This window comes from Sphingomonas sp. FUKUSWIS1 (genome assembly GCF_000733135.1).
In the GTDB taxonomy this organism is placed as follows: Bacteria; Pseudomonadota; Alphaproteobacteria; order Sphingomonadales; family Sphingomonadaceae; genus Sphingomonas; species Sphingomonas aerolata.
The window spans coordinates 7,441-32,597 of the sequence record NZ_JPJC01000212.1 but is presented as its reverse complement, the minus strand read 5'-3'; the positions used below and the strand labels follow the sequence as shown (position 1 = coordinate 32,597).

Sequence of the window (25,157 nt, the reverse complement as noted above, 5' to 3'; positions counted from 1 at the left end):
CCCGCCGGCCCGGCCGGCGGGCATGGCCCGGCCGACGACGCGGGCTTTGCCCGCGGCCTGGGTCTGCGGCACTGCCCCACCCCAACCCCTCCCCTGAAGGGGAGGGGCTGAAAGGATTGAAATGCCCAGCCATTCCGGCATCATGACCGTCATCGAGCGCGCCGCCCGCAAGGCCGCGCCGCGCCTGCGCCGCGATTTCAACGAAGTCCAGCAGCTGCAGGTCAGCCGCAAGGGTCCCGCCGACTTTGTCAGCCAGGCCGACCAGCGCGCCGAGCAGACGATCTTCGAAGAGCTGAGCCACGCACGCCCCGACTGGGGCATGTTGATGGAGGAGCGCGGCGAGGTCGCGGGTGATCCCAACAAGCCGCGCTTCATCGTCGACCCGCTCGATGGCACGTCGAACTTCCTCCACGGCATCCCGCATTTCTGCATCTCGATCGCGGTCGAGGAGCCGATGCCGAACGGCAAGCGCGAGGTCACCACCGCGCTGGTGTATCAGCCGCTCACCGACGAGAGCTTCTGGGCTGAGCGAGGCCGCGGCGCGTGGCTGACCGACCAGCGTCTGCGCGTGTCGTCGCGGCGCGATCTAGCCGATTCGCTGATCGCGACGGGTATTCCGTTCCTCGGTCATGGCGATTTCGCGCAGTGGAGCCGGATCTTCGGTGCGGTCGCACCCGAGGTGGCGGGGATCCGCCGTCTCGGCGCGGCGGCGCTCGATCTCGCCTGGCTGGCAGCGGGGCGGTTCGACGGCTTCTGGGAATCGAACCTGAAGCCGTGGGACGTCGCGGCCGGGATGCTGCTGGTCAAGGAAGCCGGCGGCTACGTGACCGACTTCCGCGGTGGCGACCGCGCGATGGAGCGCAACGAGTTCCTCGCGGCGAATGATGCGCTGCATTCGCGGCTGCATAAGCTGGTGGCCGGCGCGCTGCGCTGATGCATTGGGGTCGGTAGGCCGGGCCGGCCTTCCAATTGTCCGTTACCCCAGCGTTTGCTGGGGTGACGGTCTCGCTGGGGGCTCCGACCGGCGCCCGGCGGCTGCTGTCGCTTGCAGAACCATGCAGGTAACGCAGGTTTCCCGCGACGCTCATACAGCTCTTGCGAGTGATTCTCACGGGCCGCCAGCCTTGCCCCACGGGGCCCATCGGCCTAAAGGCTCCCCATCTGTTCGCATCTGCGAGAAGCCATTTGGTCGACCTGTCGCACTATCTTCCGATCCTCCTGTTCCTCGGGGTCGCCATCGCATTGTCGAGCACGTTCGTGTTCCTGCCGATGGCTGTCTCCAGGCTCACCGGGTCGCACAAGCCTACGCCCGAGAAGCTGAGCGAATATGAGTGCGGCTTCCCCGCATTCGAGGATCCGCGCAGCCAGTTCGACGTGCGCTTCTACCTGATCGCCATCCTCTTTATCATCTTCGATCTCGAGGCGGCGTTTCTGTTTCCCTGGGCCGTCTCGGTCTTCACGCTCGGCTGGACCGCGTGGATCTCGATGATGATCTTTATCGGCGAACTGGCCCTCGGCCTCGCCTATGCATGGAAGAAGGGAGCACTCGATTGGGAGTAGAGCTCACATCGCAGCCCGGTTCCGGTCTGCTGGCACCCGCCGGCGGTGGCGCGATCGTGCCGCCCGACCAGGGTTTTTTCGATGGCCTGAACGGTGAATTGACCGACAAGGGTTTCCTGGTCACCTCGACCGAGGAGCTGTTCCAGTGGGCCCGTACCGGCTCGCTGTGGTGGATGACGTTCGGGCTCGCCTGCTGCGCGGTCGAGATGATCCACGTCAACATGCCGCGCTATGATCTCGAGCGCTTCGGTGCCGCACCGCGCGCATCGCCCCGCCAGTCGGACGTGATGATCGTCGCCGGCACGCTGTGCAACAAGATGGCGCCCGCACTTCGCAAGGTCTACGACCAGATGTCGGAGCCGAAATACGTGATCTCGATGGGATCATGCGCGAACGGCGGCGGCTATTATCATTATAGCTACAGCGTCGTGCGCGGTTGCGACCGTATCGTGCCCGTCGACATCTACGTCCCCGGGTGCCCGCCGACTGCGGAAGCGCTGTTGTACGGCATCATGCAGTTGCAGCGGAAGATCCGGCGGTCCGGGAGCATCGAACGGTGAGGGCGCCCGCACCAGCCTATGCCGCCAATGACGGCGTGATCGACGCGGCCCGCGCCGCGCTCGGCGGCATGCTGCTCGACGCGGTCGACAAGGTCGGCGAGGTCGCTCTGCACGTCCGTCGCGAGGACCTGTACGACGTCATGATCGCGCTGCGCGACACGCCGGGGCTTGCCTATCAGCAGCTCATGGAGATCGCCGGCGTCGACTATCCCGATCGTGCCGAGCGGTTCGAGGTCGTCTATTGCATGCTGTCGCTGACGCGGAACCACCGCCTGCGCGTGCATGTCGCGACCGACGAGGACCAGCCGGTACCGTCGGTGACCGACATCTGGCCGGTCGCCGGCTGGCTCGAGCGCGAAGTGTACGACATGTATGGCGTGCTGTTCAGCGGCAACCCGGACCTGCGCCGCATCCTGACCGATTACGGCTTTCGCGGCCACCCGCAGCGCAAGGACTTCCCGCTGACGGGCTATGTCGAGCTGCGCTATTCGGAAGAGGCGAAGCGCGTTGTGTACGAGCCGGTGCAGCTGGCGCAGGATTTCCGCACGTTCGACTTCATGAGCCCGTGGGAGGGCGCCGAATACGTCCTTCCGGGTGACGAGAAGGGCGCACTGCCGCAGGCCAAGGGGGCGCAGACCCCGCTGTCGGCCGATACGATCGTCAAGGCGGATGCGGCGCAGAGCGCGACCAAGGCGCCCGACGCGCCGAGCGAGCCCTATGCGAAGAAGGACGTCCAGAACACCACGCAGAGCGGTGCGGGCGAGCCCGATCCGGGCAACCAGAAGCAGGACAAGCCCGTGGAGTCGGACGTGATCCCGACCAAGGGCGGAGGACAGAACCAGTGAGTCTCTATGTAGAGGAGCTTCTGGGCGAGGGCGATGCGGCCGATCCCACGACCGGCGACGTCACGATCCAGAACTACACGATCAACTTCGGTCCGCAGCATCCGGCGGCGCACGGCGTGCTCCGCCTGGTCATGGAGCTCGACGGCGAGATCGTCGAGCGTGTCGATCCGCATGTCGGGCTGCTTCACCGCGGCACCGAAAAGCTGATCGAGTACAAGACCTACACGCAGGCGCTGCCCTATTTCGATCGTCTCGATTACTGCTCGCCGCTGTGCATGGAGCATAGCTGGGTGCTCGCGGTCGAGAAGCTGCTCGACCTCGAAGTGCCTGAGCGGGCGCAGTATCTGCGCGTGTTCTTCGCCGAGCTGACGCGCATCTCGAACCACATGCTCAACCTCGGCAGCCACGTCATGGACGTCGGCGCGATGACGCCGAACCTGTGGCTGTTCGAGATCCGCGAAGACTGCATGAACTTCTTCGAGCGCGTCAGCGGCGCGCGCATGCATTCCAACTATTTCCGTCCGGGTGGCGTGCATCAGGATGCACCGCTCAAGCTGCTCGCCGATATCGGCGACTGGCTCGACACGCGCCTGCCGCGGCTGTTCGAGGATGCGATTTCGCTCGTCGCCGACAACCGCATCTTCAAGCAGCGCAACGTCGACATCGCGATCGTCAGCCGTGACGATGCGATCAAATGGGGCTTTTCGGGCCCGATGATCCGCGGCTCGGGCATCGCCTGGGATCTGCGCAAGTCGCAGCCCTATGACGTCTATGCCAAGATGGACTTCGACGTGCCGGTCGGCACGCGTGGCGATTGCTATGACCGGTTCATGGTGCGCGTCGAGGAAGTGCGTCAGTCGGCACGGATCATGAAGCAGTGCCTGCGCGACATGCCCGAGGGTCCGATCGCGTCGCTCGACCGCAAGGTCGTGCCGCCCAAGCGCGCTGAGATGAAGCAGTCGATGGAAGCGCTGATCCATCACTTCAAGCTCTATACCGAGGGCTTCCATGTGCCCGCCGGCGACGTCTATGTCGCGACCGAAAGCCCCAAGGGCGAATTCGGCGTGTATCTGGTCGCCGACGGCAGCAACAAGCCGTACCGCTGCAAGATCCGCCCGACCGCGTTTTCGCATCTCCAGGCCTTCGACTTCATGGCGAAGGGTCACATGCTGGCAGATACGACCGCGATCCTCGGCGCGATGGATATCGTTTTTGGTGAATGTGACCGCTGATGGCTGAAGCTCCGAAAATTCCCGACGAGGCAGAGACCCGCGCACGCTGGGGCTCGTTCGCCTGGACGGACGAGAACCAGGTGAAGGCGAACGAGATCCTCGGGCGCTACCCGAAGGGCCGCGAGCAGTCGGCGTCGATCCCGTTCCTCGATCTTGCCCAGCGCCAGGTCGGTGCGGAAACGCAGACCCAGGGCTGGTTGCCGGTGCCGGTGATCGAGTTCGTCGCGCGTCAGATCGGCGTGCCGTACATGCGCGTCTATGAGGTCGTGACCTTCTACACGATGTTCAACCTCGCGCCGGTCGGTCGCTATCACGTGCAGGTCTGCGGCACGACGCCGTGCATGCTGCGCGGGTCGGACGACGTGCTGGCCGCGTGCAAGAACCGGGGCCTCGTCAAGGGCGGTACGACGCCGGACGGCATGTTCACGCTGACCGAGGTCGAGTGCCTGGGCACCTGCGCGAACGCGCCGATGGTTCAGATCAACGACGATAACTTCGAAGATCTCGACTACGACAAGACGACCGAAATCCTCGAGGCGCTTGCCAGTGGCGGCACGCCGACGCCGGGGCCGCAATTCGGCCGCCGCGCGAGTTGCCCCGAAGGCGGCCCGACCTCGCTCAAGGCGATGGTCGACGCGAACCACGATTACCGGGGGGAGTGGGCCTGATGCTCGCCGACAAGGACCGCATCTTCACCAACGTCTACGGTTTTCAGCCGTGGAATATCGACGCGGCGATCATGCGCGGCGATTGGGACAATACCAAGGACCTGATGGCGCTCGGCCAGGACGCGATCATCGATGTGATGAAGGCGTCGGGTCTGCGTGGCCGTGGCGGGGCAGGGTTCCCGACCGGCACGAAATGGTCGTTCATGCCCAAGGAGCCAAAGCCCGACCGGCCGAACTTCCTCGTCATCAACGCCGATGAATCCGAGCCGGGCAGCTGCAAGGATCGCGAGATCATCCGTCACGATCCGCACAAGCTGATCGAGGGCGCGCTGATCGCCGGGTTCGCGATGCGCGCGCGCGCCGCCTACATCTACATCCGCGGCGAATATATCCGCGAGGCGGAGACGCTGTTCGCAGCCGTCGCCGAGGCATATGATCGTGGCTTCGTCGGCAAGAATGCGTGCGGTTCGGGCTACGACTTCGACGTGTTCGTTCACCGTGGTGCGGGCGCGTACATCTGCGGCGAAGAGACCGCGATGCTCGAAAGCCTCGAGGGCAAGAAGGGCCAGCCGCGCCTCAAGCCGCCATTCCCGGCGGGCGCAGGCCTCTATGGCTGCCCGACGACCGTCAACAACGTTGAGTCGATCGCGGTCGCACCAACGATCCTGCGGCGCGGTGCGGCCTGGTTCTCGAGCTTCGGCGCAGAGAACAACCGCGGCACCAAGCTGTTCCAGATCAGCGGGCATGTGAACAAGCCCTGCGTCGTCGAGGAAGAGATGAGCATCTCGTTCCGCGACCTGATCGAGACGCATTGCGGCGGTATTCGGGGCGGCTGGGACAATCTGCTCGCGGTGATCCCGGGCGGCTCATCGGTGCCATTGGTGCCCGCCGCGCAGATCATGGACTGCGCGATGGATTTCGATGGCCTGAAGGCGGTCGGCTCGGGCCTCGGCACCGCGGCGATCATCGTCATGGACAAGTCGACCGACATCGTCCGCGCGATCAGCCGCATCTCCTACTTCTACAAGCATGAGAGCTGCGGCCAGTGCACGCCGTGCCGCGAAGGCACCGGCTGGATGTGGCGCGTGATGGAGCGGATGCGCACCGGCGACGCCGAGCTGTCCGAGATCGACATGCTCCAGCAGGTCACCAAGCAGGTCGAGGGTCACTCGATCTGCGCGCTCGGCGACGCCGCAGCCTGGCCGATCCAGGGCCTGATCAAGCATTTCCGCCCAGAGATGGAACGCCGTATCCGCGAACGTGGTGGTGACACCGCGCCGATGATGGAAGCCGCAGAGTAATGCCCTTAGTCAAAGTCGATGGCGTAGAGATTGAGGTGCCGCAGGGTGCCACCGTGCTGCAGGCGTGCGAGCTTGCCGGCAAGGAGATCCCGCGTTTCTGTTACCACGAGCGCCTGAGCATCGCCGGCAATTGCCGGATGTGCCTGGTCGAGGTGAAGCCCGGTCCGCCCAAGCCGCAGGCGTCGTGCGCGCTGCCGGCGGCGGACAAGCAGGAGATCTTCACCAACTCGCCGATGGTCAAGAATGCCCGCGAGGGCATTATGGAATTCCTGCTGATCAACCATCCGCTCGATTGCCCGATCTGCGATCAGGGCGGCGAGTGCGATCTGCAGGATCAGTCGGTCGCCTATGGCCGCGGCCATTCGCGCTATGACGAGAACAAGCGCGCGGTCACCGAGAAATATATGGGGCCGATCGTGAAGACGGTCATGACCCGCTGCATCCAGTGCACGCGCTGCATCCGCTTTGCCGAGGAAGTGTCTGGCGTCGAGGAGATCGGTGCGATCTTCCGCGGCGAGGACATGCAGATCACCTCGTATCTCGAGAATGCGGTCAAGAGCGAGCTGTCGGGCAACGTCGTCGATCTGTGCCCGGTCGGCGCGCTGACCTCGAAGCCTTACGCGTTCGAGGCGCGTCCGTGGGAACTCCGCAAGACGCTGACGATCGACGTCATGGACGCGGTCGGCACCAACATCCGGCTCGACAGCCGTGGCCGCCAGGTGCTGCGCTGCGTGCCGCGGATCAACGAGGACGTGAACGAGGAGTGGGCGACCGACAAGACGCGCCACGCGATCGACGGTCTCGTGCGTCGTCGCCTCGACAAGCCCTATGTCCGCGTGAACGGCAAGCTCCAGCCCGCGACCTGGGACGAGGCCTTCGCGGCAATCAAGGCGGTTGATGCCGGGTCGAGCGTGGCCGCGGTCGCGGGCGATCTGGTCGACTGCGAGACGATGTACGCCGCCAAGGCGCTGCTCGCGAAGATGGGCTCGACGATGCTCGAGGGCCGCCAGACCGGCATGGCCTATGACGCGTCGAGCATCGCTGCGGTCAATTTCAACACGACGATCGCCGGCACCGAGCGTGCCGATGCGATCCTGCTGGTGGGCACCAACCTGCGCTGGGAAGCGCCGCTGGTGAACACGCGGGTCCGCAAGGCTATCAAGAAGGGCGCGAAGGTCTACGCGATCGGGCCCGAGACCGAGCTGACCTACAAGGTCGAGTGGCTCGGCGACGATCTGGCGCTGCTCGGCAATCTGCCCGACGCGGTGACCGAGGCGTTCGGCAAGGCCGAGCGTCCGATGGTGATCGTCGGTGGCGCGGCGCTGAAGGGTGGCCACGGCGCCGCACTGAAGCTCGTCGACACGCTGGGCCTCGTCAAGGACGGCTGGAACGGCTTCAACGTCGTCCATATGGCCGCGTCGCGGATGGGCGGGCTGATGCTCGGCTATGCGCAGACGGGCGGGATCGCCGACGTGATGGGGGCGAAGCTCGGCTTCTTCCTCGGCGCGGACGAGGTCGATTTCAGCCAGTTCGCGGGCTTCAAGGTGTTCGTGGGTCATCACGGCGACAAGGGGGCGGCAGCTGCCGACGTCATCCTGCCGGGCGTGACCTATGCCGAGAAGTCGGGAACCTGGGTCAACCTCGAGGGTCGCGTCCAGCGCGGCGAGCGTGCGGTGTTCGCGCCCGGCGATGCGCGCGACGACTGGTCGATCTTCCGCGCGCTGTCCGACACGCTCGGCCATACGCTGCCGTTCGACAGCTTCGAGGGGCTGCGCGAAGAAATGTTCGCTGCCGTTCCTGCGCTGCGTCACCAGGCGCTCGCAACGTTCGAGTGGAATCCGCCGTCGCTCGGCGGTGCGGGCGAAGGGGTTCTGGCCGGCTATCCGATCAAGGACTTCTACCTGACCAACGCGATCTGCCGCGCATCGCCGACGATGCAGCGTTGCTCGGCTGAACTTCTCCACGGGGAAGACTTTGCGGAGGCAGCCGAATGATCTCCTGGTTCGAATCCTCGCTCGGTTACGACTGGGCGTTCTTCCTCGCGACGATCATCGACATTCTCGCAATCGCGCTGCCGGTGATGCTGGCGGTCGCGATGATCATCTATGCCGATCGCAAGATCTGGGCGGCGATGGCGCTTCGGCGTGGTCCAAACGTGGTGGGTCCGTTCGGCCTGCTGCAGAGCTTTGCCGACGGCCTGAAGGTGTTCCTGCAGGAGACGATCGTCCCGGCAGCCGCCAATCGCGCGCTGTTCCTGCTGGCGCCGATCATCACCTTCACGGTCGCGCTGATCGTCTGGGCGGTGATCCCGTTCCAGCCCGGCGTCGTGCTCGCGGACATCAATGTCGGCTTGCTCTACGTGCTCGCGGCGTCGTCGCTCGGCGTGTACGGGATCATCCTCGCGGGCTGGGCGTCGAACTCGAAATATCCGTTCTACTCGGCGCTGCGTGCGGCCGCGCAGATGGTCAGCTACGAAGTCGCGATCGGGTTCATCCTGATCTCGGTCGTGCTGTGGTCGGGCACGTTCAACCTGTCCGGCATCGTGACCGCGCAGCAGAACATGTTCGGGCTGCACATCAACGGCTATATCGTCAATCCGCTGCTGTTCCCGATGGCGGTGATGTTCTTCATCTCGAGCCTCGCGGAAACGCAGCGTGCACCGTTCGATCTGACCGAGGCGGAGAGCGAGCTCGTCGCCGGTTACCAGACCGAATATTCGTCGATGGCGTTCGCGCTGTTCTGGTTGGGTGAGTACGCCAACGTCATCCTGATGTGCGCGCTCAACGCGACGCTATTCTGGGGTGGGTGGCTGCCGCCGGTCGACTGGGCGCCGCTGTATTACGTGCCCGGGATCATCTGGCTGTTCGCCAAGATCCTGTTCTTCTTCTTCCTGTTCAGCTGGGTGAAGGCGACCGTTCCGCGTTATCGCTATGATCAGCTGATGCGGCTCGGCTGGAAGATTTTCCTGCCCGTCTCGCTGTTCTGGGTTTTCCTCGTGTCGGGCGTGTTGATGCTGACGCGCGTTGGAGTGGGTTCATGAGCGTTGCTCAGATCATCAAGTCGTTCACCCTGTGGGAATTCGTGAAGGCGCACGCGTTGACGCTTCGCTATTTCTTCAAGGAAAAGGCGACGATCAACTATCCGTACGAGCGTAACCCGGTGTCCCCGCGGTTCCGCGGTGAGCATGCGCTGCGTCGTTATCCCAATGGCGAAGAGCGGTGCATCGCGTGCAAGCTGTGCGAGGCCGTGTGCCCCGCCCAGGCGATCACGATCGAGGCCGAGCCGCGCGACGACGGCTCGCGCCGCACGACGCGCTACGACATCGACATGACCAAGTGCATCTATTGCGGCCTGTGCGCCGAGGCGTGCCCGGTCGATGCGATCGTCGAGGGTCCGAATTACGAATTCTCGACCGAGACGCGCGAAGAGCTGATCTACGACAAGTCGAAGCTGCTCGATAACGGCGATCGCTGGGAAAGCGCGATCGCGGCGAACCTTGCCGCCGATGCGCCGTACCGTTAAGCGAGCGCCGCGATGACACAGATTAACTCCGTCATCCCAGCGCAGGCTGGGATCTCCCCGTTTCCGAGCGCGCCCGCGCGGCGTGAGACCCCGGCGTTCGCTGGGGTGACGAGGACCTCATGATCCAGGCCTTAGCCTTTTATCTCTTCGCTTTCGTCGTCGTCCTGTCGGGCGCCATGACGATCGCGTCGCGCAATCCGGTCCATTCGGTGATGTGGCTGATCCTCGCCTTCTTCAACGCGGCGGGTCTGATGATCCTCGTCGGGGCCGAGTTCATCGCGATGCTGCTCGTCATCGTCTATGTCGGCGCGGTCGCGGTGCTGTTCCTGTTCGTTGTCATGATGCTCGACATCGACTTTGCCGAGATGCGTGCCGGCGTGGCACGGTACTTCGGTATCGGGCTGGCGCTCGCGGTCGCACTCGCAGCCGAGGTGATGATCGCGATCGGCGCGTGGAGCACGGGGCCGATCCAGCTCGCGCGGCGCGCGGCGCCGATCGATGCGCGGGTGCCCAACATCCAGGCGATCGGCAATCTGCTCTACACGCGCTATCTGTTCGTGTTCGAGGCGGCCGGGCTCGTCCTGCTCGTCGCGATGATCGGTGCGATCGTGCTGACGCATCGCCAGCGTGGCGGCGTGAAGGCGCAGAACATCAGCCGTCAGAACGCACGCCGTCCGCAGGACGCAACGCGCAACACGCGCCCGGTCGTCGGGCAGGGAGTCGAACTGTGACGATCGGTCTCGTCCACTACCTCGTCGTCGCGGCGATCCTGTTCACCATGGGGGTGCTCGGCATCTTCCTGAACCGCAAGAACCTTATCGTCATCCTGATGGCGATCGAGCTGATCCTGCTCGCGGTGAACATCAATCTCGTCGCCTTCTCGGCCTTCCTCAACGATCTCGTCGGACAGGTGTTCGCGATGTTCGTGCTGACGGTCGCGGCGGGTGAGGCCGCGATCGGCCTGGCCATCCTGGTCATCTATTTCCGCGGTCGCGGCACCATTGCGGTCGACGACGTCAACCGGATGAAGGGGTAATACGGTTGATCCAGCTTATCGTCTTCCTGCCGTTACTGGCCGCGATCGTTGCCGGGTTCGGCAATCGCGCGATCGGCAACGTGCCGGCGAAAATCGTCACCACGGCCGCGTTGTTCGCGTCGTGCCTGTTGTCATGGCCGATCTTCCTCGGCTTCATGGCGGGCACCAGCAGCGCGACCGTCGAGCCGTTGCTCAACTTCATCCAGTCGGGCGACGTGAACGTCGCGTGGTCGCTGCGCGTCGATGCGCTGACCGCGGTGATGCTCGTCGTCGTCACGTCGGTGTCGGCTCTCGTCCATCTGTATAGCTGGGGCTATATGGATGAGGATCCCGACCAGCCGCGCTTCTTCGCGTATCTGTCGCTGTTCACCTTCGCGATGCTGATGCTCGTGACCGCGAACAATCTCGTCCAGATGTTCTTCGGCTGGGAAGGGGTGGGCCTCGCGTCTTACCTCCTGATCGGGTTCTGGTTCCGCAAGCCGTCGGCCAGCGCTGCCGCGATCAAGGCGTTCGTCGTCAACCGCGTCGGCGATCTTGGCTTCATGCTCGGCATCTTCGGCACGTTCCTGGTGTTCGGCACGGTCTCGATCCCCGAGATCCTGGCCGCGGCGCCCGGCATGGCCGGATCGACGATCGGCTTCCTCGGCTACCGCTTCGATACGATGACGGTGCTCTGCCTGCTGCTGTTCGTCGGCGCGATGGGCAAGTCGGCACAGCTCGGCCTGCACACCTGGCTGCCGGACGCGATGGAAGGCCCGACCCCGGTGTCGGCGCTGATCCACGCGGCGACGATGGTCACCGCGGGCGTGTTCATGGTGTGCCGCCTGTCGCCGATGTTCGAGATGAGCCCGGTCGCGCTGACCGTGGTCACCTCGGTCGGAGCCGCGACCTGCCTGTTCGCCGCCACTTGCGGCCTCGTCCAGACCGACATCAAGCGCGTCATCGCCTATTCGACCTGTTCGCAGCTCGGCTACATGTTCTTCGCAGCCGGTGTCGGCGCGTACGGCGCGGCGATGTTCCACCTGTTTACGCATGCCTTCTTCAAGGCGCTGCTGTTCCTGGGTGCCGGCTCGGTGATCCATGCGATGCACCACGAGCAGGACATGCGCTATTATGGCGGCCTGCGTAAGAAGATCCCGGTGACCTTCTGGGGCATGATGGCGGGTACGCTCGCGATTACCGGCGTTGGCATCCCCGGCATCTTCGGCAACACCGCATTCGGGTTCGCAGGCTTCCATTCGAAGGATGCGATCATCGAGGCGAGCTGGGCCGCGGGTCAGCCGGGCGTGTGGTTCGTCGGCGTGCTCGTCGCATTGCTCACCAGCTTCTATTCGTGGCGCGTGATGTTCCTCACCTTCTGGGGCAAGCCGCGCTGGGCCGCTTCGGAGCATATCCAGCATGCGCTCCACGACGCTCATGGTCACGACGACCATGCGCACGACGCGCATCATGTCGACGATCACCACGCGAACCCGGCAAAGGCCGAGGACGCAGGCCATGCGCCGCACGATCATCACGATGCCGCGCATGCGGTGGCCGAGGGCGATGGCGGGTATCACCCGCATGAGAGCCCGCTGCCTATGCTCATCCCGCTGATCGTCCTGTCGATCGGCGCGGTGCTCGCGGGCTTCGTGTTCCACGGTTACTTCATCGAGCCGAGCGCGGGCGAAGAGTTCTGGAAGGGCGCACTCGCGTTCCGCGAACATCTGATGCACGAGATGCACGGCGTGCCGCTCATCATCAAGCTGTCGGCGACGATCGCGATGCTGCTCGGCCTGCTGACCGCCTGGTACGCCTATATCAAGAACCCGTCCTTCCCGGGCAAGGTGATTGAACAGTTCGGCGTGCTCTACGACTTCCTGCTGCATAAGTGGTATTTCGACGAGCTATACGACCTGATCTTCGTCCGCCCTGCCTTCGCGATCGGCCGCTTCCTGTGGCACCGCGGTGACGAGAAGACGATCAACCGGTTCGGCCCCGACGGGTCGGCCTGGCTGGTCCAGGTCGGCGCGCGCGTCGCCGGCCGCTTCCAGACGGGATATCTCTACACCTATGCCTTCGTCATGCTGATCGGCCTGACAGCCGCCGTAACCTGGGCGATCGGACTCTATTGATGACCGGCTTTCCTATCCTCTCCGTCCTGATCGCGGTCCCGATGATCGCGGCTATCGCGTGCCTGTTCGTCTCGGCGAACACGGCCCGGATGCTCGCGCTGGCGGCGACGCTGATCGACTTCGTACTCGGCATTATGCTGTGGATGAACTTCGACATCGGCGGCGCGCAGTGGCAGTTCGTCGAACATGCCCCCGGCATCTTCGGGCCGTTCGGCTGGTCGCTCGGTATCGACGGCTTCGCGCTGATGCTGATCATGCTCAGCGTGTTCCTGATGCCGATCTGCATCGGTGCCAGCTGGCGCTCGATCACGACGCGCGTGCCGGAATATATGGCGGCGTTCCTGTTCACCGAAGTGCTGATGATCGGCACGTTCGCGGCGCAGGACCTGTTCCTGTTCTACGTGTTCTTCGAAGCCGGCCTGATCCCGATGTACCTGATCATCGGCATCTGGGGCGGCGCAAACCGGATCTACGCGTCGTACAAGTTCTTCCTGTACACGCTGCTCGGCTCGGTCCTGATGTTCATCGCGATGCTGTACATGGCGAAGACCGCCGGTACGACCAGCATCCCGGCGCTGCTGAACTACGACTTCCCGGCGCATGTGCAGACGTGGCTGTGGCTGGCGTTCTTCGCGTCGTTCGCGGTCAAAATGCCGATGTGGCCGGTCCATACCTGGTTGCCCGACGCGCACGTGCAGGCGCCGACCGCAGGGTCGGTGATCCTGGCCGGCGTGCTGCTGAAGCTTGGCGGATACGGCTTCCTGCGCTTCCTGCTGCCGATGTTCCCCGAAGCCTCGGGCCAGTTGACCTGGCTGATCTTCGGTCTGTCGGCGGTCGCGGTGATCTACACGTCGCTGGTCGCGCTCGTGCAGTCGGACATGAAGAAGCTGATCGCCTATTCGTCGGTCGCGCATATGGCGATCGTCACGATCGGTCTCTTCGCGTTCAACCGCCAGGGTATCGAAGGCGCGATGATCATGATGCTGAGCCACGGGCTGGTATCGGGTGCATTGTTCCTGTGCGTCGGCGTGATCTACGACCAGCTCCATACGCGCGAGATCTCCCGCTATGGTGGTCTGGCGATCAACATGCCGCGCTATGCGATCTTCTTCCTGTTCTTCACCATGGCGTCGATCGGTTTGCCGGGCACCAGCGGCTTCGTCGCCGAGTTCCTGTCGCTGATGGGCACCTATCAGGTCTCGACCTGGACGGCGCTGCTCTGCACGACGAGCATCATCCTCGGCGCAGCGTACATGCTGTATCTCTACCGTCGCGTGGTCTTTGGCGAGATCAAGTCGGACGAGGTTCGCGGCATGGTAGACCTGTCGGCGCGCGAATTCTGGTTGCTCGCGCCGATCGCAGCCGTCGTGCTGTGGATGGGCGTCTATCCCGAGAGCTTCCTCGCGCCGATGCGCAAGGATGTCAGCGTCCTGCTCGCGCGCGTCGACCGCGCCAAGCCGGCCAGCGATTCGAACCCAACTGCGGGGAAGCCCGCCACCGTGCATGAAGCCGCGCACGGGGAGGCACACTGATGGAATACGCCGCTAACATCGCAATGACGCTGCCCGAGCTGGTGCTGGCGCTGGGCGCGATCGCGCTGATGCTCGTCTCGGCCTGGGGCGGGGACACGTCGACGCGCGCCGTGTCGATCGCCTCCGTGTTCGTCTTGGTCGGCGCCGGGATCGCGTTGGTCGGCCCGGCATCGTCGGGCGGCTATGCGTTCGACGGCCTCTACCGTGCCGATGCGTTCGGTGCCTTTGCCAAGGTGCTGATCTATATCGCCTCCGCGGTCGCTATCATGATGGCGCCGAGCTTCTTCGCGCGGTCACAGGGCGAGGATCTTCGTCCCGAATACCCCGTGCTGATCCTGCTGTCGGCCTGTGGCATGGGCATCATGGTCTCGGCCAGCGACATGCTGACGCTCTATGTCGGTCTCGAGCTGCAGAGCCTTGCGGCGTACGTCCTCGCCAGCTTCATGCGGCGCGACGGGCGCTCGGCCGAGGCGGGTCTGAAGTATTTCGTGCTCGGCGCGCTCGCCAGCGGCATCCTGTTGTACGGCATCTCGCTGGTCTACGGTTTCAGCGGCACGACATTGTTCTCGGGCATCGCCGACGCCTATGCCGGGACCAAGTCGCTTGGCTTGCTGTTCGGTCTGGTGTTCGTCTTCGCAGGGCTTGCATTCAAGATCAGCGCAGTGCCGTTCCACATGTGGACGCCCGACGTCTATGAAGGCGCACCGACCCCGGTCACCGCCTTCTTCGCCTCGGCTCCCAAGGTCGCGGCAATGGCGATGGCGGTGCGCGTCGCGATCGAGGCAATGGGGCCGGCAACGGACCAGTGGCGCCAGATCGTGATCTTCGCGGCGCTCGCCTCGATCATCCTCGGCGCGGTCGCCGCCATCGGCCAGACCAACGTCAAGCGCCTGCTGGCCTATTCGTCGATCAACAATGTCGGCTTCGCACTGATCGGTCTCGCTGCAGGGACGCCGGAAGGTGTGTCGGGCGTGCTGATGTATCTGACGATCTATGTCGCGATGACCTTGGGCTCGTTCCTGGTCGTGCTGCAGATGCGCGGCGATGACGGGCAGCCGGTCGAGACGATCGCGAGCCTGGCGGGCATGTCGCGGACGCGGCCGGGGCTTGCCGCCGCACTCGCGATCTTCATGTTCAGCCTTGCCGGTATTCCGCCGCTGTTCGGCTTCTATGCGAAGTTCGCGGTGTTCAGTGCGGCAGTCGATGCAGGCCTCTTCCCGCTCGCCGTGGTCGGCATCGCGGCATCGGTGATCGGCGCCTATTATTACCTGCGCGTCGTCAAGACGATGTACTTCGACGATCCGGCACCCGCCTTTGCGCCGATGGAGAACAAGGTCGAGGGCGGGTTGATCGCGCTGGCGGCGGTATTCGTCTCGCCGGCCGGCTATCTGCTCATCCCCGTGCTCGGCGCATGGACGATGGCGGCAGCGCGGGCGTTGTTCTGAGCATTATCCGTACCGTTGCGGAGACAGGATCGACCAATGCCGACCTGCTGGCGCTGGCTCGCACCGGCGCCGATGACGGCCTCTGGCTGAGGGCGGTTCGGCAGACTGCAGGACGCGGCCGGCAGGGGCGGGAATGGTCGTCCCCCGACGGCAATCTCTATGCGAGCACGCTGGTGCGGTTGCGCCTGGGCGATCCGCCCGCCGCCAGCCTCGCGCTCGTCGCGGCAGTCGCGTTGTATGAGGCCGTGTCGACCTTCGTCGTTGCCGGTATCCGACAGGGAACCACGGACTCGAGCGCGACGCTGCTGCTCAAATGGCCGAACGACCTGTTACTTGCCGATGCCAAGCTGTCCGGCATCCTGCTCGAGCGCGCGGACGATGCGGTCGTCGTTGGTTTCGGCGTCAATATCGCGCACCATCCCGAGTTGGCCGATCGCAAGACGACTGATCTCACGGTGCACGGCGTCGTCGTTGAGCCCGCGTCGTTCCTCGACATCCTTGCCGACGGGTTTGCGCGCTGGGTCGCGCGCTGGCGGACGGAGGGGCTGGCGCCGGTCCGCGCGCGCTGGATCGATTGCGCGCATCCGGCGGGCACCCCGCTGACCGCTCGGCTCGCCGACGGCGACGCGGTCGAGGGGCTGTTCGTGGGGCTCGATAGCGATGGCGCGTTGATCCTGCGCACCGCGACGGGCGAGCGTCGTGTCATCCACGCCGCCGACATATTCCTGCTGTGATGCGGCGCGTCATCGCCATCGCCGCGGGTCTCGACTATGCACTATCCGCACGGAAAGGTTGAAGGTCCCCGCATGCTGCTCGCCATCGATGCCGGCAATACCAATGTCGTGTTCGCGCTCGTCGAGAAGGGCGTCATCGTCGCGCGGTGGCGGATCGCGACCGATCCGCGTCGTACCGCGGACGAGTATGCGGTGTGGCTGAGCCAGCTGATGCAGCTTGGCGGGCATGACCGAGGCGCGGTCGAGGGCGTGATTATCGCAACGGTGGTGCCGCGCGCGCTGCACAATTTGCAGGTGCTGGCGTCGAAATATTTCGCGACCGAGGCGCTGATCGCCGGTCGTGCCCCGGTCGAATGGGGGATCGCAATCGATGTCGACGAGCCGGCATCGCTCGGCGCTGACCGTGCGGTCAACACGATCGCCGCGCATGCGCTGCACGACGGCGACCTGATCGTCATCGATTTCGGCACCGCGACCACGTTCGACCTCGTCGACTATCGCGGCGCGTACAAGGGCGGCATCATCGCGCCGGGAATCAACCTGTCGCTCGACGCGCTGGTCACCGCTGCCGCCAAATTGCCGCGGATCGCGATCGAGGCGCCCGCCGATACCAGCGTGATCGGGCTGAACACGGTCTCGCAGATGCACATCGGCATCTATTGGGGCTATGTCGCGATGATCGAGGGGCTGGTCGCGCGGATGAAGGCCGAGGTCGGGCGTCCGGTCAAGGTCATCGCGACCGGCGGACTTGCGACCCTCTTCGAAAAACAGACCGACGTGTTCGACGTCATCGAGGCCGACCTGACGATCCAGGGGCTGGCGATGATGTGGGACCGTCACCATATCTAGGGCCATTGGGCTCGCGCCAACCGGCCTGCGGGCCACATTCCCCTGTAATCCTGAAAGTAATCAATGACTCCGAAGAACGAACTCCTTTTCTGTGGCCTTGGCGGCTCCGGCGAAATCGGCATGAACGTCAACCTGTATGGCTGCCAGGGCAAATGGGTGATGGTCGATCTCGGCATCACCTTTGCCGATCCGCAATATCCCGGCGTCGACGTCATCCTGCCCGACCTGTCCTTCATCGAGGAGCGGATCGACGATCTGCTCGGCATCGTGATCACGCACGGCCATGAAGACCATATCGGATCGCTGCCCTATCTTGCCGAAGACCTGGGCGTGCCGATCTATGCGACGCCGTTCACGATGGGGCTGGTCCGCGGCAAGCTCGAGGAAGAGGGGATCGCCAACCGCGTGAAGCTCAAGATGATCCCGATGGGCGGCAACTTCCAGCTCGGGCCGTTCGGCTTCACCTTCGTCGAAATGTCGCATTCGATTCCCGAGGCGAACGCGCTGCTGATAGACACGCCCTATGGTCGCGTGTTCCACACCGGCGACTGGAAGCTCGACAAGAACCCGGTGATCGGCAATCCGACCAAGCCCGAAGGCTTCATGGCGATCGGCGACAAGGGCGTCGACGTCCTGGTCTGCGATTCGACGAACATCTTCAACACCACCGCGTCGGGGAGCGAGAGCACAGTCCGCAAGGGCCTGTTCGAAGAGGTCAGCAAGGCCAAGGGCCGGGTGATGATCACCAGCTTCGCGTCGAATGCTGCTCGGCTCCACACGTTCGGCGAAGTGGCGAAGGAAACCGGGCGCAAGCTGTGCGTCACTGGACGCTCGCTCGACCGGATCATCAAGGTCGCGCGTGCGACGGGGTATCTGAAGGATTTCCCCGAGACGATCGATCCCGACACCGCGATGCGGCTGCCCAAGAACAAGGTCCTGATCATCGCCACCGGCGGGCAGGGCGAGGAGCGCGCTGCGCTCGCGCGGGTCGCCAATGGCAGCCATACGATCACGCTCGAGGCCGATGACACGGTGATCTTCTCGTCGAAGCAGATCCCCGGCAACGAGGTTCAGATCGGCCGCATCCAGAACACGCTGGCCGCCAAGGGCATCCGGATGGTGACCGAGCGCCAGGCGCACGTCCACGTCTCGGGCCATCCCGGCCAGCCGGAACTCGCGCAGATGTACGAGTGGCTGCGTCCCGACACGCTGATCCCGACGCATGGCGAGATGCGCCACATGATGGAACATGCGCGCTTTGGGCTGGAGCAGGGGATTCCCCGTGCGCTGGTGCAGAGCAACGGCGACATCGTCCGGCTGGCGCCCAAGGGGCCGGTCAAGATCGGCAATGCGACGGTCGGCCGCCTGGTCCTCGACGGTGACGTGATCCTGCCGGCGGACGGCACTACGCTCAATGAGCGTCGCAAGCTGGCGATCAACGGCCAGATTTCGGTCGCGGTAGCGATCGGCAAGGACGGGCGGATGCTCGGCCAGCCGCAGGTCCGCGTTCAGGGCGTGCCGGTGGAGGAAGATCGTGCCGCGTTCGTCGCGGATGCGGTCCAGGCGGTTGCCGACACCGTGCGGGGCGGCAAGCGCGATATCGACAAGATGCGTGAGCAGGTCCGGCTTGCGGTCCGCAAGGTCTCGACGCGCTGGACCGGCAAGAAGCCGATCGTCGACGTTCTGCTGATCGAAGGCTGAGCCGATGCGCTGGACCTCGGCACTCGCGATCTACGTCCTGTTCTGGGCGTTCTCGGTGTTCCTGGTCCTGCCATTCGGTGTGCGGACGACGCGTGAGGTCGGGGGCGAAACCGTCCCCGGCCAGTCCGAGAGTGCGCCGCATGATTTCCACGCCGGCCGGGTCGCCTGGCGCGTGACGATCGTCGCAACGACGCTGTTCGTGCTGTTCCAGCTGAATTACGCTTACGGCTGGATCACGCCGCAGATGTTCGACCTGTTCGACACACGCGACATGGTCCGCCGCTAGCGCGACCGGGGCGGGCGCCCCCTTTAGCGGAGGCGTTCGATCGCCTGTGCGAGCGCCACGTAGAGTTTGCCCATATCCGACGAGAGCAGGGTGACACCGAGCGGTGAGCCGTCGCGCTGTGCCAGGATCGCGCGCAACATCGATTCGAAGTCGTGGATGTAGCGGTTCACCATTTCGCGGAAGCCCGCATCGTCGTCATACAGGTTCGCGATCGACCGGGCGTCGTTCGTATCGAGGATGCGCACCGCACGGCGGGTGAAGACGCCGCGATCGCCCTTGAGATAGGCGGCCCAGGCGCTGTCGGCGACTTCGGGCGCGAACGCCTTGGCGATGTCGATCGAGGCCGAATTTAGCGATTCAATGAGCAGCGAGACCCGCCGCGCGAACGTGTCGCGGTCGGCGGTTTCGCGGTCGTTGCGCGCCTCTTCGAGTCGGGTTTCGACGACCGCTGTCTGCTGTGCGATCGCCTCGACCTGTGCCGCCAGCCGCTCGGTCGCGCGCGTCGTCGCGTCGACCGCGGCGTCGGTCGCGTCGCCGATCGCCTGGATCTGCCGATCGACGGTGTCGCCGGTCGCGCGGCGCAGCGCAGCACTGCTGGCGAGCTCGAGCGCCTGCGCGGCGTCGGGAATGACCTGAGCGAGCGTGTGGCGCGCTGTATCCGCCGCCGCGGTCGCGGTCTCGCGGACGCGCAGCAACGCCTCGACGAGACGGGGTGCGGCCTCTTCGGAGAAGCTGTTGGTGCGATCGATCGTCTCGTCGACCATCTGGCCCAGTGCGTCCGCCTTGGCGCGACCCGAGGCCAGCGTGTCGAGCAGCGTGTTCGACAGGCGATCGAGCACGCTACGCTGTTCGGCGATGACACCGGCAATCGCCTCAATCGCGTCGTGCGTACTTTCGGCCGCGGTGACGAGCGCGAGCAATTCGGGCTTTGCCGCGACCACGATCGCCTTGCTGTCGGCGACGCGCCGGTCGAGCCGGGACAGCGCGTCAGGCAGGGTTTCGTCGATCTCGCGCGCCGCGGCGTCGAGGGCGATCAGCAGCGATTCGGTCGTGCCGATCGTCCGCCCCGCCATCGCCTCGCCCGAGCGGAGCGCCTCGGTCATCGCGTCCGCCGAGCCGCCCAGTGCGCTGATCGACGCAGCGAGCAGCTGGGTTCGTTCGACACCATGATGGTGGAGCGTGTCGATCCGCGTCTCGACCTGGTCGAGGCCTGAACCGAGCGAGCCGAGGATATCCTCCCCGGCTGTACGCTGCTCCTCTAGGCGGCGCGCCACCTGGGCGATCGCCGAATCGACGCCGGCGATCCGGTCGGCAATCGCCTCGGCGCTCGCGCGCGTCGCGCCGTCGAGCGCCACCTGATTGGCGCGGACCATCGCCAGCACCGCGTCACCCTGCGCGGCAATGCCCTTGCGTGCGTCGTCGACCGCATCCGCTGTACGCCCGAGCAGTGCGTCAACCTCCGCGGACATCGTCTCGGTAACCGCCTCGAGCCGGGCGCCGGCGGTTTCACTGGTCGCCTCCATCCGGATAATATGTGCGGCCAGCCGCTGCGCCGCGCCGCTCGCCACCGCATCGGCCTCCCGCCCACGGGCCGCCAGCGCGCCGATCTGCGCATCGAGGGCACCGGCATGCTCGCTGGCGGAAAGGCCGGCGCGTTCGAGCTGGTCCGCCATCGCTTCGGTCTCGGCATGCGCGCGCGGCAGCGAGGCAAGCAGGACACCGAGCGACGTCTGCGTCGCGTCGGCCGCGGCAACGAGGCTGCGCGTGTGCGCGTCGGCGCGTTCGATCTCGGTCGCGAAGCCTTCGCCGATCGCGCCGAGAAACTGATGCGCGGTCTCGCCCATCGTCATCAGCGTGTCGACCTGGTCCGCCAGATGACGGCGATTGCGGTCGATCGTCTGCGCGGTCGCGGCGACCGCCTGTTCGAGCCGGGCGGACTCCGCCTGCATCGCGCGCGCCGTGACCCCGAACCGCGCCGCCTCGGCCCGGCTCGTCCGCATCGCGAGCAACCAGATGATGCCGATCAGCGCCGGCACGACGCACAGCGCTGCGAGGAGCTGGACCAGCGCGACCGGTCCGATCGCACCGATCTCGCCGCGGACGAGCCAGAGCATGACGGCGAGCCAGAGCAGGACCGCGGCGATCGCCGCACCCGCGAAGATCCGCCCGCGATCGGCGCCGTCGTCGTCCGCCGGCAGGATATAGTCGTCGATAAACACGGGTGCGCGTTCCTTCAAAGGCGGTGGTGGGACGTCGCCAAGGTCCGGATCCCGGGCAGGGTCCGCGCGCAGGCCGATGATGGAAGAACCCCCGTTCATGTCCGGGTTTTACCATGAAATCGGCTTTGACAAAGCGAATAGCGCAACCTCCCGTTAAGTCGGTCGCGTGTACGCCCCATCTCATGGCCTATGATCCCGGAGCAATCGACGCCGCCCTGGCAGCCGCGGTCGGGGACGATCCGCTGCTGATCGCCGACCTGCACCTCGCCTTCACCCACAGCGCCGCCGACGCGCTGGACGCTATGGTGGACGCATCCGACGCCGAGGCATGGCGCGCCGCGGCATGGCGGCTGAAGGGGCTGGCGGCGAGCTTTGGCGCGATGCCGCTGATGACGCTGGCGCGCGCGGCGGCCGACACCCCGCCCGGCGACGACGACATGCTGCGTCGGCTGCGCGACGCGGTAAAGCAGCTTTGACCCGGATGCAGGGCGGTGATCTGCGCGTGCTTCTGACGCACGGGCTTTGCATCCGTCGTTTCGACGCCTAACAGCCGCAGATGCTTGCCGGGCTTCTCTTTGCTATTCACGATGCCGACGATCGCCCCGATCGCCTGGCTGCCACTTTGCCGTTCAGCGGCGTCACGCTGATCGAGTATCAGGCGCGGTTGCTGATTGCAGCCGGCGTGCGTCAGGTCATCGTGGTCGTCGCGCGGCTGACGCCTGAGTTGCTGGGCGCGATCAATCGCATCAACCGCCGTGGTGTCGCGGTCGATACCGTCCGGACTGCGGCCGAGGCGATGGAAAAGCTCCATCCGCTGGCGCGCGTCTTGATGCTCGGCGATGGGCTGGTGACGACCGAGAGCATCGTCGCGGCGATGGCGAACGAGGGCGGCGATGCGCTGCTCGTCGTGCCTGAGGACGATGCGGGACCCGGGTTCGAGCGCGTCGGTGGCCAGATGGCATGGGCCGGTGTCGCCCGGCTGGAGCCCGCATGGATCGCCGAAGTCGCGGGCCTGCCCAATGATTACGACCTTCAATCGACGCTGCTGCGGATCGCGGTGCAGGCGCGCGCGGTGCAGATCCTGCTGCCGACCGATGCAATTCGCAGCGGGCACGGCATCGAGCGCGAGGCGCGGACGCTGGAAGAACGCGGCCGTGCCGTGCTGGCGACGATCGTGTCGGGGCGCAGCGGCTGGTTCGACCGTTTCGTGCTCGCGCCGATCGCCAGGCTCGGCCTGCCGTTCCTGGTCGATAAGAGCGTTGCTGGCACGACCGTCGGCGCGACGTCGCTGGGTATCGCCGCAGCCGGGCTTGGCGCCATGCTGTTCGGCTGGCTGGCGACCGGACTGGTGCTTGCCAGCACGGCCTGTGTCGGTCTGGCGATCGGCTCGGTGCTGAGTGGCCTGCGCGACGATGAGTCGGTCGCGACGATGCAGACGCGCGGAATCGGCGTCGTCAGCGCGCTCGCCGTTCTGCTGTTTGCCTTTCTGTGGGCGGGCTATTCGGCCGACAACAGCGCGCTGGTCATGGCGGCCGCACTGCTCGCGATCGCAGCGCTGGGCGAACGCGCGATCGTCGAGCGGGCGCGTCGCATGTGGTGGGGCAGTGCGCCGGCCTATCTGCTGATTGTCACGATCGTCGCGATCCTCGGATTTCCGCTGTTGGGCCTTGCGATCGCCGGGCTGTACGCGACGGTCACGCTGGCTGCGGCAATCGAGCATCTTCGTCTTCAGCCTTAGTACCGCCTTAATAATAAGGGGGTAGGCACGGCGCATGTCGGTTGGCTCTGAACCCTTGCCTGATCCCGCGCTGTCACGCGCGAGTGCGATCGCGCGCGCCGCGCGTGCGCGTCAGCGGGCCGACGACCGGCTGGAAACCACGATCACCGACTTTTTCCTGACCGCCGATGCGCGGCTGGAGGAACGTACGCGGTTGATGCTGGCACATGTCCTGCGCGGCATCATCGGGGCGATCGAGGCGGATATCCGCCGTCATGCCGCCCGCGTTCTTGCCGGGCTGGGGGAGACGACGCGGGCGGAGGCGATCCTGACGCAGGGCGGCGCCTTGCTGCGGCTGACGCGGTCGGGGGTGTTGCGCGACCGCGATCTGATGAAGGACCTGATCGCACGCGTCCGGCATGACCTGATCGCCGATGCCCTTCCCGCCGCGATCGCCGGTCCCGAGGAGCCGAGCCTGTTGATCCGCCTGACGGGGGTGTCGGATACGACCGTCGCCACCGCGGCCGGCGCGCTGCTCGCGGCGGAAAGCCGGCGTCGCGCGGCCAATGAATCGGGAATGATCGCGGGAAGCGACGTGCCCGCCGACCTGCATCGCCGCCTCGTCTGGTGGGTAGCCGCGGCGGTGCGCGACGGGCTTGACGATGCCTTGAAGGACGCTGGCGAGATGGTCGCGATGCAGGGCCGCGGGCAGAGCGATCAGGCGATCACCGAAGCGGCGCTGCGCAGCCTTGCCGCGCATGATGACGCGGAGCGCCCCGAAGCCGTCGCGATCCGCCTCGCCGCAGCGATCGATGCCCGTCGCGACGAATTGCCGGCGCTGCTGGTCGAGGCGCTCGGCGACCGGCGTCTGACCCTGTTCGTCGCGGTGCTGGCGCATGCGATCGGGATTGATGCCGAACAGGTCCGGGTGATCGTACTCGATCCCGACGGAGAGCAACTGTGGCTGGCACTGCGGGCGGCGGATCTCGACCGGGAGACGATCGCGCGGATCGGACTGGCGCTGGCCGATGCCGATCCGCGCCGTGATATCGAAAGTTTCGCCGACGCGCTCGACAGCATCGCGAGCGTCGCGGTCGACGATGCGCGCGCGGCGATCGCACCGCTGGCGATGCACCGCGAGTTTCGCGCGGCGTTGCGGGCGCTGGCCGGGGCAGACCGACGATGACGGGATATATGACAGGCGACACTGCGGTCGCACTGGCGGAAGTGGCAGGGGACGGCGTGTTGCTGTCGGCGGATCCGATCCTGCTTGCGCTCAACAGCCGCGCCGGGGGGGTGATCGGCGCGCCGATCGCGGTGCCGCAGCTCGCAATGATCGCACGCCTGGCGCGCCGGCTGGGAATCGCGGTTTCGCGCAGCGTGGTGATCGCCGATGACGACGTCGATCTCGATCTGTGGGTCCGTGCGCAGCCCGAGGGCGATACGGTCGGCCTTGCGGTGAGCGGCTGGCGCGAACTCCAGCCGTGGCGTCCAGCGGCACCAAACCCCGGTGCAGGCGTCGATTTCCTGTCGAGTGGTGCCGACTGGCGCTGGGAGACCGACGCTGCACTTCGCCTGACATTCGTATCGCCCGACGCAGGGCCCCGCATGGGCGTCGACCCGCTCGCGCTGCTCGGCAAGCCGCTGACGAGCCTCGTCATGCTCGACAGCGGCGATGACGGCGCGCTGCCGATCCTCGACGCGGTCGCGCGCCGCCAGCCGCTCGACGCACAGCCCGCGCGGCTGCGGGGGTCGGGCCGCGCGATCATGCTGAGCGCCGTGGTTCGCCGTGACGCGGAACGTGCCTTTGCGGGGTTCATCGGCAGCGGGCAACTG

At 65.7% G+C, this 25,157-nt stretch carries 23 protein-coding genes and 1 pseudogene; 23 read left to right on the top strand and 1 reads right to left on the bottom strand.

Annotated features, from left to right (window positions below):
• Positions 1-121 precede the first annotated feature (121 nt).
• From sphsw_RS12835 to sphsw_RS12745, 19 genes are all read left to right on the top strand, one after another.
• Positions 122-934, top strand: coding sequence for an inositol monophosphatase family protein (locus sphsw_RS12835; RefSeq protein WP_031393846.1), 813 nt, complete (start codon positions 122-124; stop codon positions 932-934).
• Positions 935-1,185: 251 nt separating this feature from the next.
• A complete protein-coding gene (locus sphsw_RS12830) occupies positions 1,186-1,560 on the top strand; it encodes an NADH-quinone oxidoreductase subunit A (protein WP_031393845.1) in 375 nt (124 codons plus the stop codon).
• The gene (locus tag sphsw_RS12825; protein WP_037527518.1) at positions 1,551-2,120 is read left to right on the top strand and encodes a NuoB/complex I 20 kDa subunit family protein; all 570 of its coding nucleotides are present in this window, start codon (positions 1,551-1,553) and stop codon (positions 2,118-2,120) included. Before sphsw_RS12830 ends, sphsw_RS12825 begins: the two co-directional genes overlap by 10 nt.
• Entirely contained in the window at positions 2,117-2,965 is an 849-nt protein-coding gene (locus sphsw_RS12820) for an NADH-quinone oxidoreductase subunit C (RefSeq protein ID WP_031440951.1), read from the top strand. The genes sphsw_RS12825 and sphsw_RS12820 overlap by 4 nt, the downstream gene beginning before the upstream one ends.
• Before the next feature lie 20 nt (positions 2,966-2,985).
• On the top strand, positions 2,986-4,197 hold the full coding sequence (locus tag sphsw_RS12815) for an NADH-quinone oxidoreductase subunit D (RefSeq protein ID WP_197975229.1): 1,212 nt from the start codon (positions 2,986-2,988) through the stop codon (positions 4,195-4,197).
• Positions 4,197-4,865, top strand: coding sequence for a complex I 24 kDa subunit family protein (locus sphsw_RS12810; RefSeq protein ID WP_031393841.1), 669 nt, complete (start codon positions 4,197-4,199; stop codon positions 4,863-4,865). The genes sphsw_RS12815 and sphsw_RS12810 overlap by 1 nt, the downstream gene beginning before the upstream one ends.
• Positions 4,865-6,166, top strand: a complete 1,302-nt coding sequence (gene nuoF / locus sphsw_RS12805; protein ID WP_031393840.1) for an NADH-quinone oxidoreductase subunit NuoF — start codon at positions 4,865-4,867, stop codon at positions 6,164-6,166. The genes sphsw_RS12810 and nuoF overlap by 1 nt, the downstream gene beginning before the upstream one ends.
• A complete protein-coding gene (gene nuoG, locus sphsw_RS12800; RefSeq protein WP_031440950.1) occupies positions 6,166-8,160 on the top strand; it encodes an NADH-quinone oxidoreductase subunit NuoG in 1,995 nt (664 codons plus the stop codon). Before nuoF ends, nuoG begins: the two co-directional genes overlap by 1 nt.
• Positions 8,157-9,206, top strand: a complete 1,050-nt coding sequence (gene nuoH / locus sphsw_RS12795) for an NADH-quinone oxidoreductase subunit NuoH (protein ID WP_031393838.1) — start codon at positions 8,157-8,159, stop codon at positions 9,204-9,206. The genes nuoG and nuoH overlap by 4 nt, the downstream gene beginning before the upstream one ends.
• On the top strand, positions 9,203-9,688 hold the full coding sequence (gene nuoI / locus sphsw_RS12790) for an NADH-quinone oxidoreductase subunit NuoI (protein WP_031393837.1): 486 nt from the start codon (positions 9,203-9,205) through the stop codon (positions 9,686-9,688). Before nuoH ends, nuoI begins: the two co-directional genes overlap by 4 nt.
• A gap of 119 nt (positions 9,689-9,807) precedes the next feature.
• On the top strand, positions 9,808-10,419 hold the full coding sequence (locus sphsw_RS12785; RefSeq protein WP_031440949.1) for an NADH-quinone oxidoreductase subunit J: 612 nt from the start codon (positions 9,808-9,810) through the stop codon (positions 10,417-10,419).
• Complete coding sequence (gene nuoK, locus sphsw_RS12780; RefSeq protein WP_031393835.1) at positions 10,416-10,724, top strand: NADH-quinone oxidoreductase subunit NuoK; 309 nt, start codon at positions 10,416-10,418, stop codon at positions 10,722-10,724. Before sphsw_RS12785 ends, nuoK begins: the two co-directional genes overlap by 4 nt.
• 5 nt (positions 10,725-10,729) lie before the next feature.
• Positions 10,730-12,838: an NADH-quinone oxidoreductase subunit L gene (gene nuoL / locus sphsw_RS12775; protein ID WP_031440948.1), complete on the top strand. Its 2,109-nt coding sequence runs from the start codon at positions 10,730-10,732 to the stop codon at positions 12,836-12,838.
• The gene (locus sphsw_RS12770) at positions 12,838-14,370 is read left to right on the top strand and encodes an NADH-quinone oxidoreductase subunit M (protein ID WP_031440947.1); all 1,533 of its coding nucleotides are present in this window, start codon (positions 12,838-12,840) and stop codon (positions 14,368-14,370) included. The genes nuoL and sphsw_RS12770 overlap by 1 nt, the downstream gene beginning before the upstream one ends.
• Entirely contained in the window at positions 14,370-15,815 is a 1,446-nt protein-coding gene (nuoN, locus tag sphsw_RS12765) for an NADH-quinone oxidoreductase subunit NuoN (RefSeq protein WP_031440946.1), read from the top strand. The genes sphsw_RS12770 and nuoN overlap by 1 nt, the downstream gene beginning before the upstream one ends.
• Positions 15,782-16,549 (top strand): biotin--[acetyl-CoA-carboxylase] ligase, encoded by a 768-nt coding sequence (locus sphsw_RS12760; RefSeq protein WP_200874039.1) that lies wholly within the window; start codon positions 15,782-15,784, stop codon positions 16,547-16,549. Before nuoN ends, sphsw_RS12760 begins: the two co-directional genes overlap by 34 nt.
• 72 nt (positions 16,550-16,621) lie before the next feature.
• Positions 16,622-17,398: a type III pantothenate kinase gene (locus sphsw_RS12755; RefSeq protein WP_031440944.1), complete on the top strand. Its 777-nt coding sequence runs from the start codon at positions 16,622-16,624 to the stop codon at positions 17,396-17,398.
• A 63-nt stretch (positions 17,399-17,461) separates the two neighbouring features.
• The gene (locus sphsw_RS12750) at positions 17,462-19,099 is read left to right on the top strand and encodes a ribonuclease J (RefSeq protein ID WP_031393779.1); all 1,638 of its coding nucleotides are present in this window, start codon (positions 17,462-17,464) and stop codon (positions 19,097-19,099) included.
• 4 nt (positions 19,100-19,103) lie between these two features.
• Entirely contained in the window at positions 19,104-19,385 is a 282-nt protein-coding gene (locus sphsw_RS12745; protein WP_031393778.1) for a DUF1467 family protein, read from the top strand.
• Between the two features lie 23 nt (positions 19,386-19,408).
• On the opposite strand, the gene sphsw_RS12740 is transcribed toward sphsw_RS12745, so the two are convergent.
• The gene (locus sphsw_RS12740) at positions 19,409-21,604 is read right to left on the bottom strand and encodes a hypothetical protein (protein WP_320481472.1); all 2,196 of its coding nucleotides are present in this window, start codon (positions 21,602-21,604) and stop codon (positions 19,409-19,411) included.
• 182 nt (positions 21,605-21,786) lie between these two features.
• On the opposite strand from sphsw_RS12740, the gene sphsw_RS12735 reads away from it, so the two are divergent.
• From sphsw_RS12735 to sphsw_RS19835, 4 genes and pseudogenes are all read left to right on the top strand, one after another.
• Entirely contained in the window at positions 21,787-22,080 is a 294-nt protein-coding gene (locus tag sphsw_RS12735; protein ID WP_031440942.1) for an Hpt domain-containing protein, read from the top strand.
• An 80-nt stretch (positions 22,081-22,160) separates the two neighbouring features.
• Positions 22,161-23,342 (top strand): hypothetical protein, encoded by a 1,182-nt coding sequence (locus sphsw_RS12730; protein ID WP_031440941.1) that lies wholly within the window; start codon positions 22,161-22,163, stop codon positions 23,340-23,342.
• Between the two features lie 34 nt (positions 23,343-23,376).
• Positions 23,377-24,507: a DUF2336 domain-containing protein gene (locus tag sphsw_RS12725; RefSeq protein ID WP_031394560.1), complete on the top strand. Its 1,131-nt coding sequence runs from the start codon at positions 23,377-23,379 to the stop codon at positions 24,505-24,507.
• 8 nt (positions 24,508-24,515) lie between these two features.
• A pseudogene (locus tag sphsw_RS19835) lies at positions 24,516-25,157 on the top strand (PAS domain-containing sensor histidine kinase); the annotation flags it as partial.

Excerpts from the sequence above, each read along its gene's own strand:
- nuoI (WP_031393837.1), top strand. The coding sequence starts at position 9,203 with ATGAGCGTTGCTCAGATCATCAAGTCGTTCACCCTGTGGGAATTCGTG.
- sphsw_RS12745 (WP_031393778.1), top strand. The coding sequence starts at position 19,104 with ATGCGCTGGACCTCGGCACTCGCGATCTACGTCCTGTTCTGGGCGTTC.
- nuoF (WP_031393840.1), top strand. The coding sequence starts at position 4,865 with ATGCTCGCCGACAAGGACCGCATCTTCACCAACGTCTACGGTTTTCAG.
- nuoN (WP_031440946.1), top strand. The coding sequence starts at position 14,370 with ATGGAATACGCCGCTAACATCGCAATGACGCTGCCCGAGCTGGTGCTG.
- sphsw_RS12770 (WP_031440947.1), top strand. The coding sequence starts at position 12,838 with ATGACCGGCTTTCCTATCCTCTCCGTCCTGATCGCGGTCCCGATGATC.
- sphsw_RS12760 (WP_200874039.1), top strand. The coding sequence starts at position 15,782 with ATGGACGATGGCGGCAGCGCGGGCGTTGTTCTGAGCATTATCCGTACC.
- sphsw_RS12730 (WP_031440941.1), top strand. The coding sequence starts at position 22,161 with ATGCTTGCCGGGCTTCTCTTTGCTATTCACGATGCCGACGATCGCCCC.
- nuoG (WP_031440950.1), top strand. The coding sequence starts at position 6,166 with ATGCCCTTAGTCAAAGTCGATGGCGTAGAGATTGAGGTGCCGCAGGGT.
- sphsw_RS12755 (WP_031440944.1), top strand. The coding sequence starts at position 16,622 with ATGCTGCTCGCCATCGATGCCGGCAATACCAATGTCGTGTTCGCGCTC.
- sphsw_RS12735 (WP_031440942.1), top strand. The coding sequence starts at position 21,787 with ATGGCCTATGATCCCGGAGCAATCGACGCCGCCCTGGCAGCCGCGGTC.
- sphsw_RS12810 (WP_031393841.1), top strand. The coding sequence starts at position 4,197 with ATGGCTGAAGCTCCGAAAATTCCCGACGAGGCAGAGACCCGCGCACGC.
- nuoH (WP_031393838.1), top strand. The coding sequence starts at position 8,157 with ATGATCTCCTGGTTCGAATCCTCGCTCGGTTACGACTGGGCGTTCTTC.
- sphsw_RS12725 (WP_031394560.1), top strand. The coding sequence starts at position 23,377 with ATGTCGGTTGGCTCTGAACCCTTGCCTGATCCCGCGCTGTCACGCGCG.
- sphsw_RS12785 (WP_031440949.1), top strand. The coding sequence starts at position 9,808 with ATGATCCAGGCCTTAGCCTTTTATCTCTTCGCTTTCGTCGTCGTCCTG.
- sphsw_RS12750 (WP_031393779.1), top strand. The coding sequence starts at position 17,462 with ATGACTCCGAAGAACGAACTCCTTTTCTGTGGCCTTGGCGGCTCCGGC.
- sphsw_RS12835 (WP_031393846.1), top strand. The coding sequence starts at position 122 with ATGCCCAGCCATTCCGGCATCATGACCGTCATCGAGCGCGCCGCCCGC.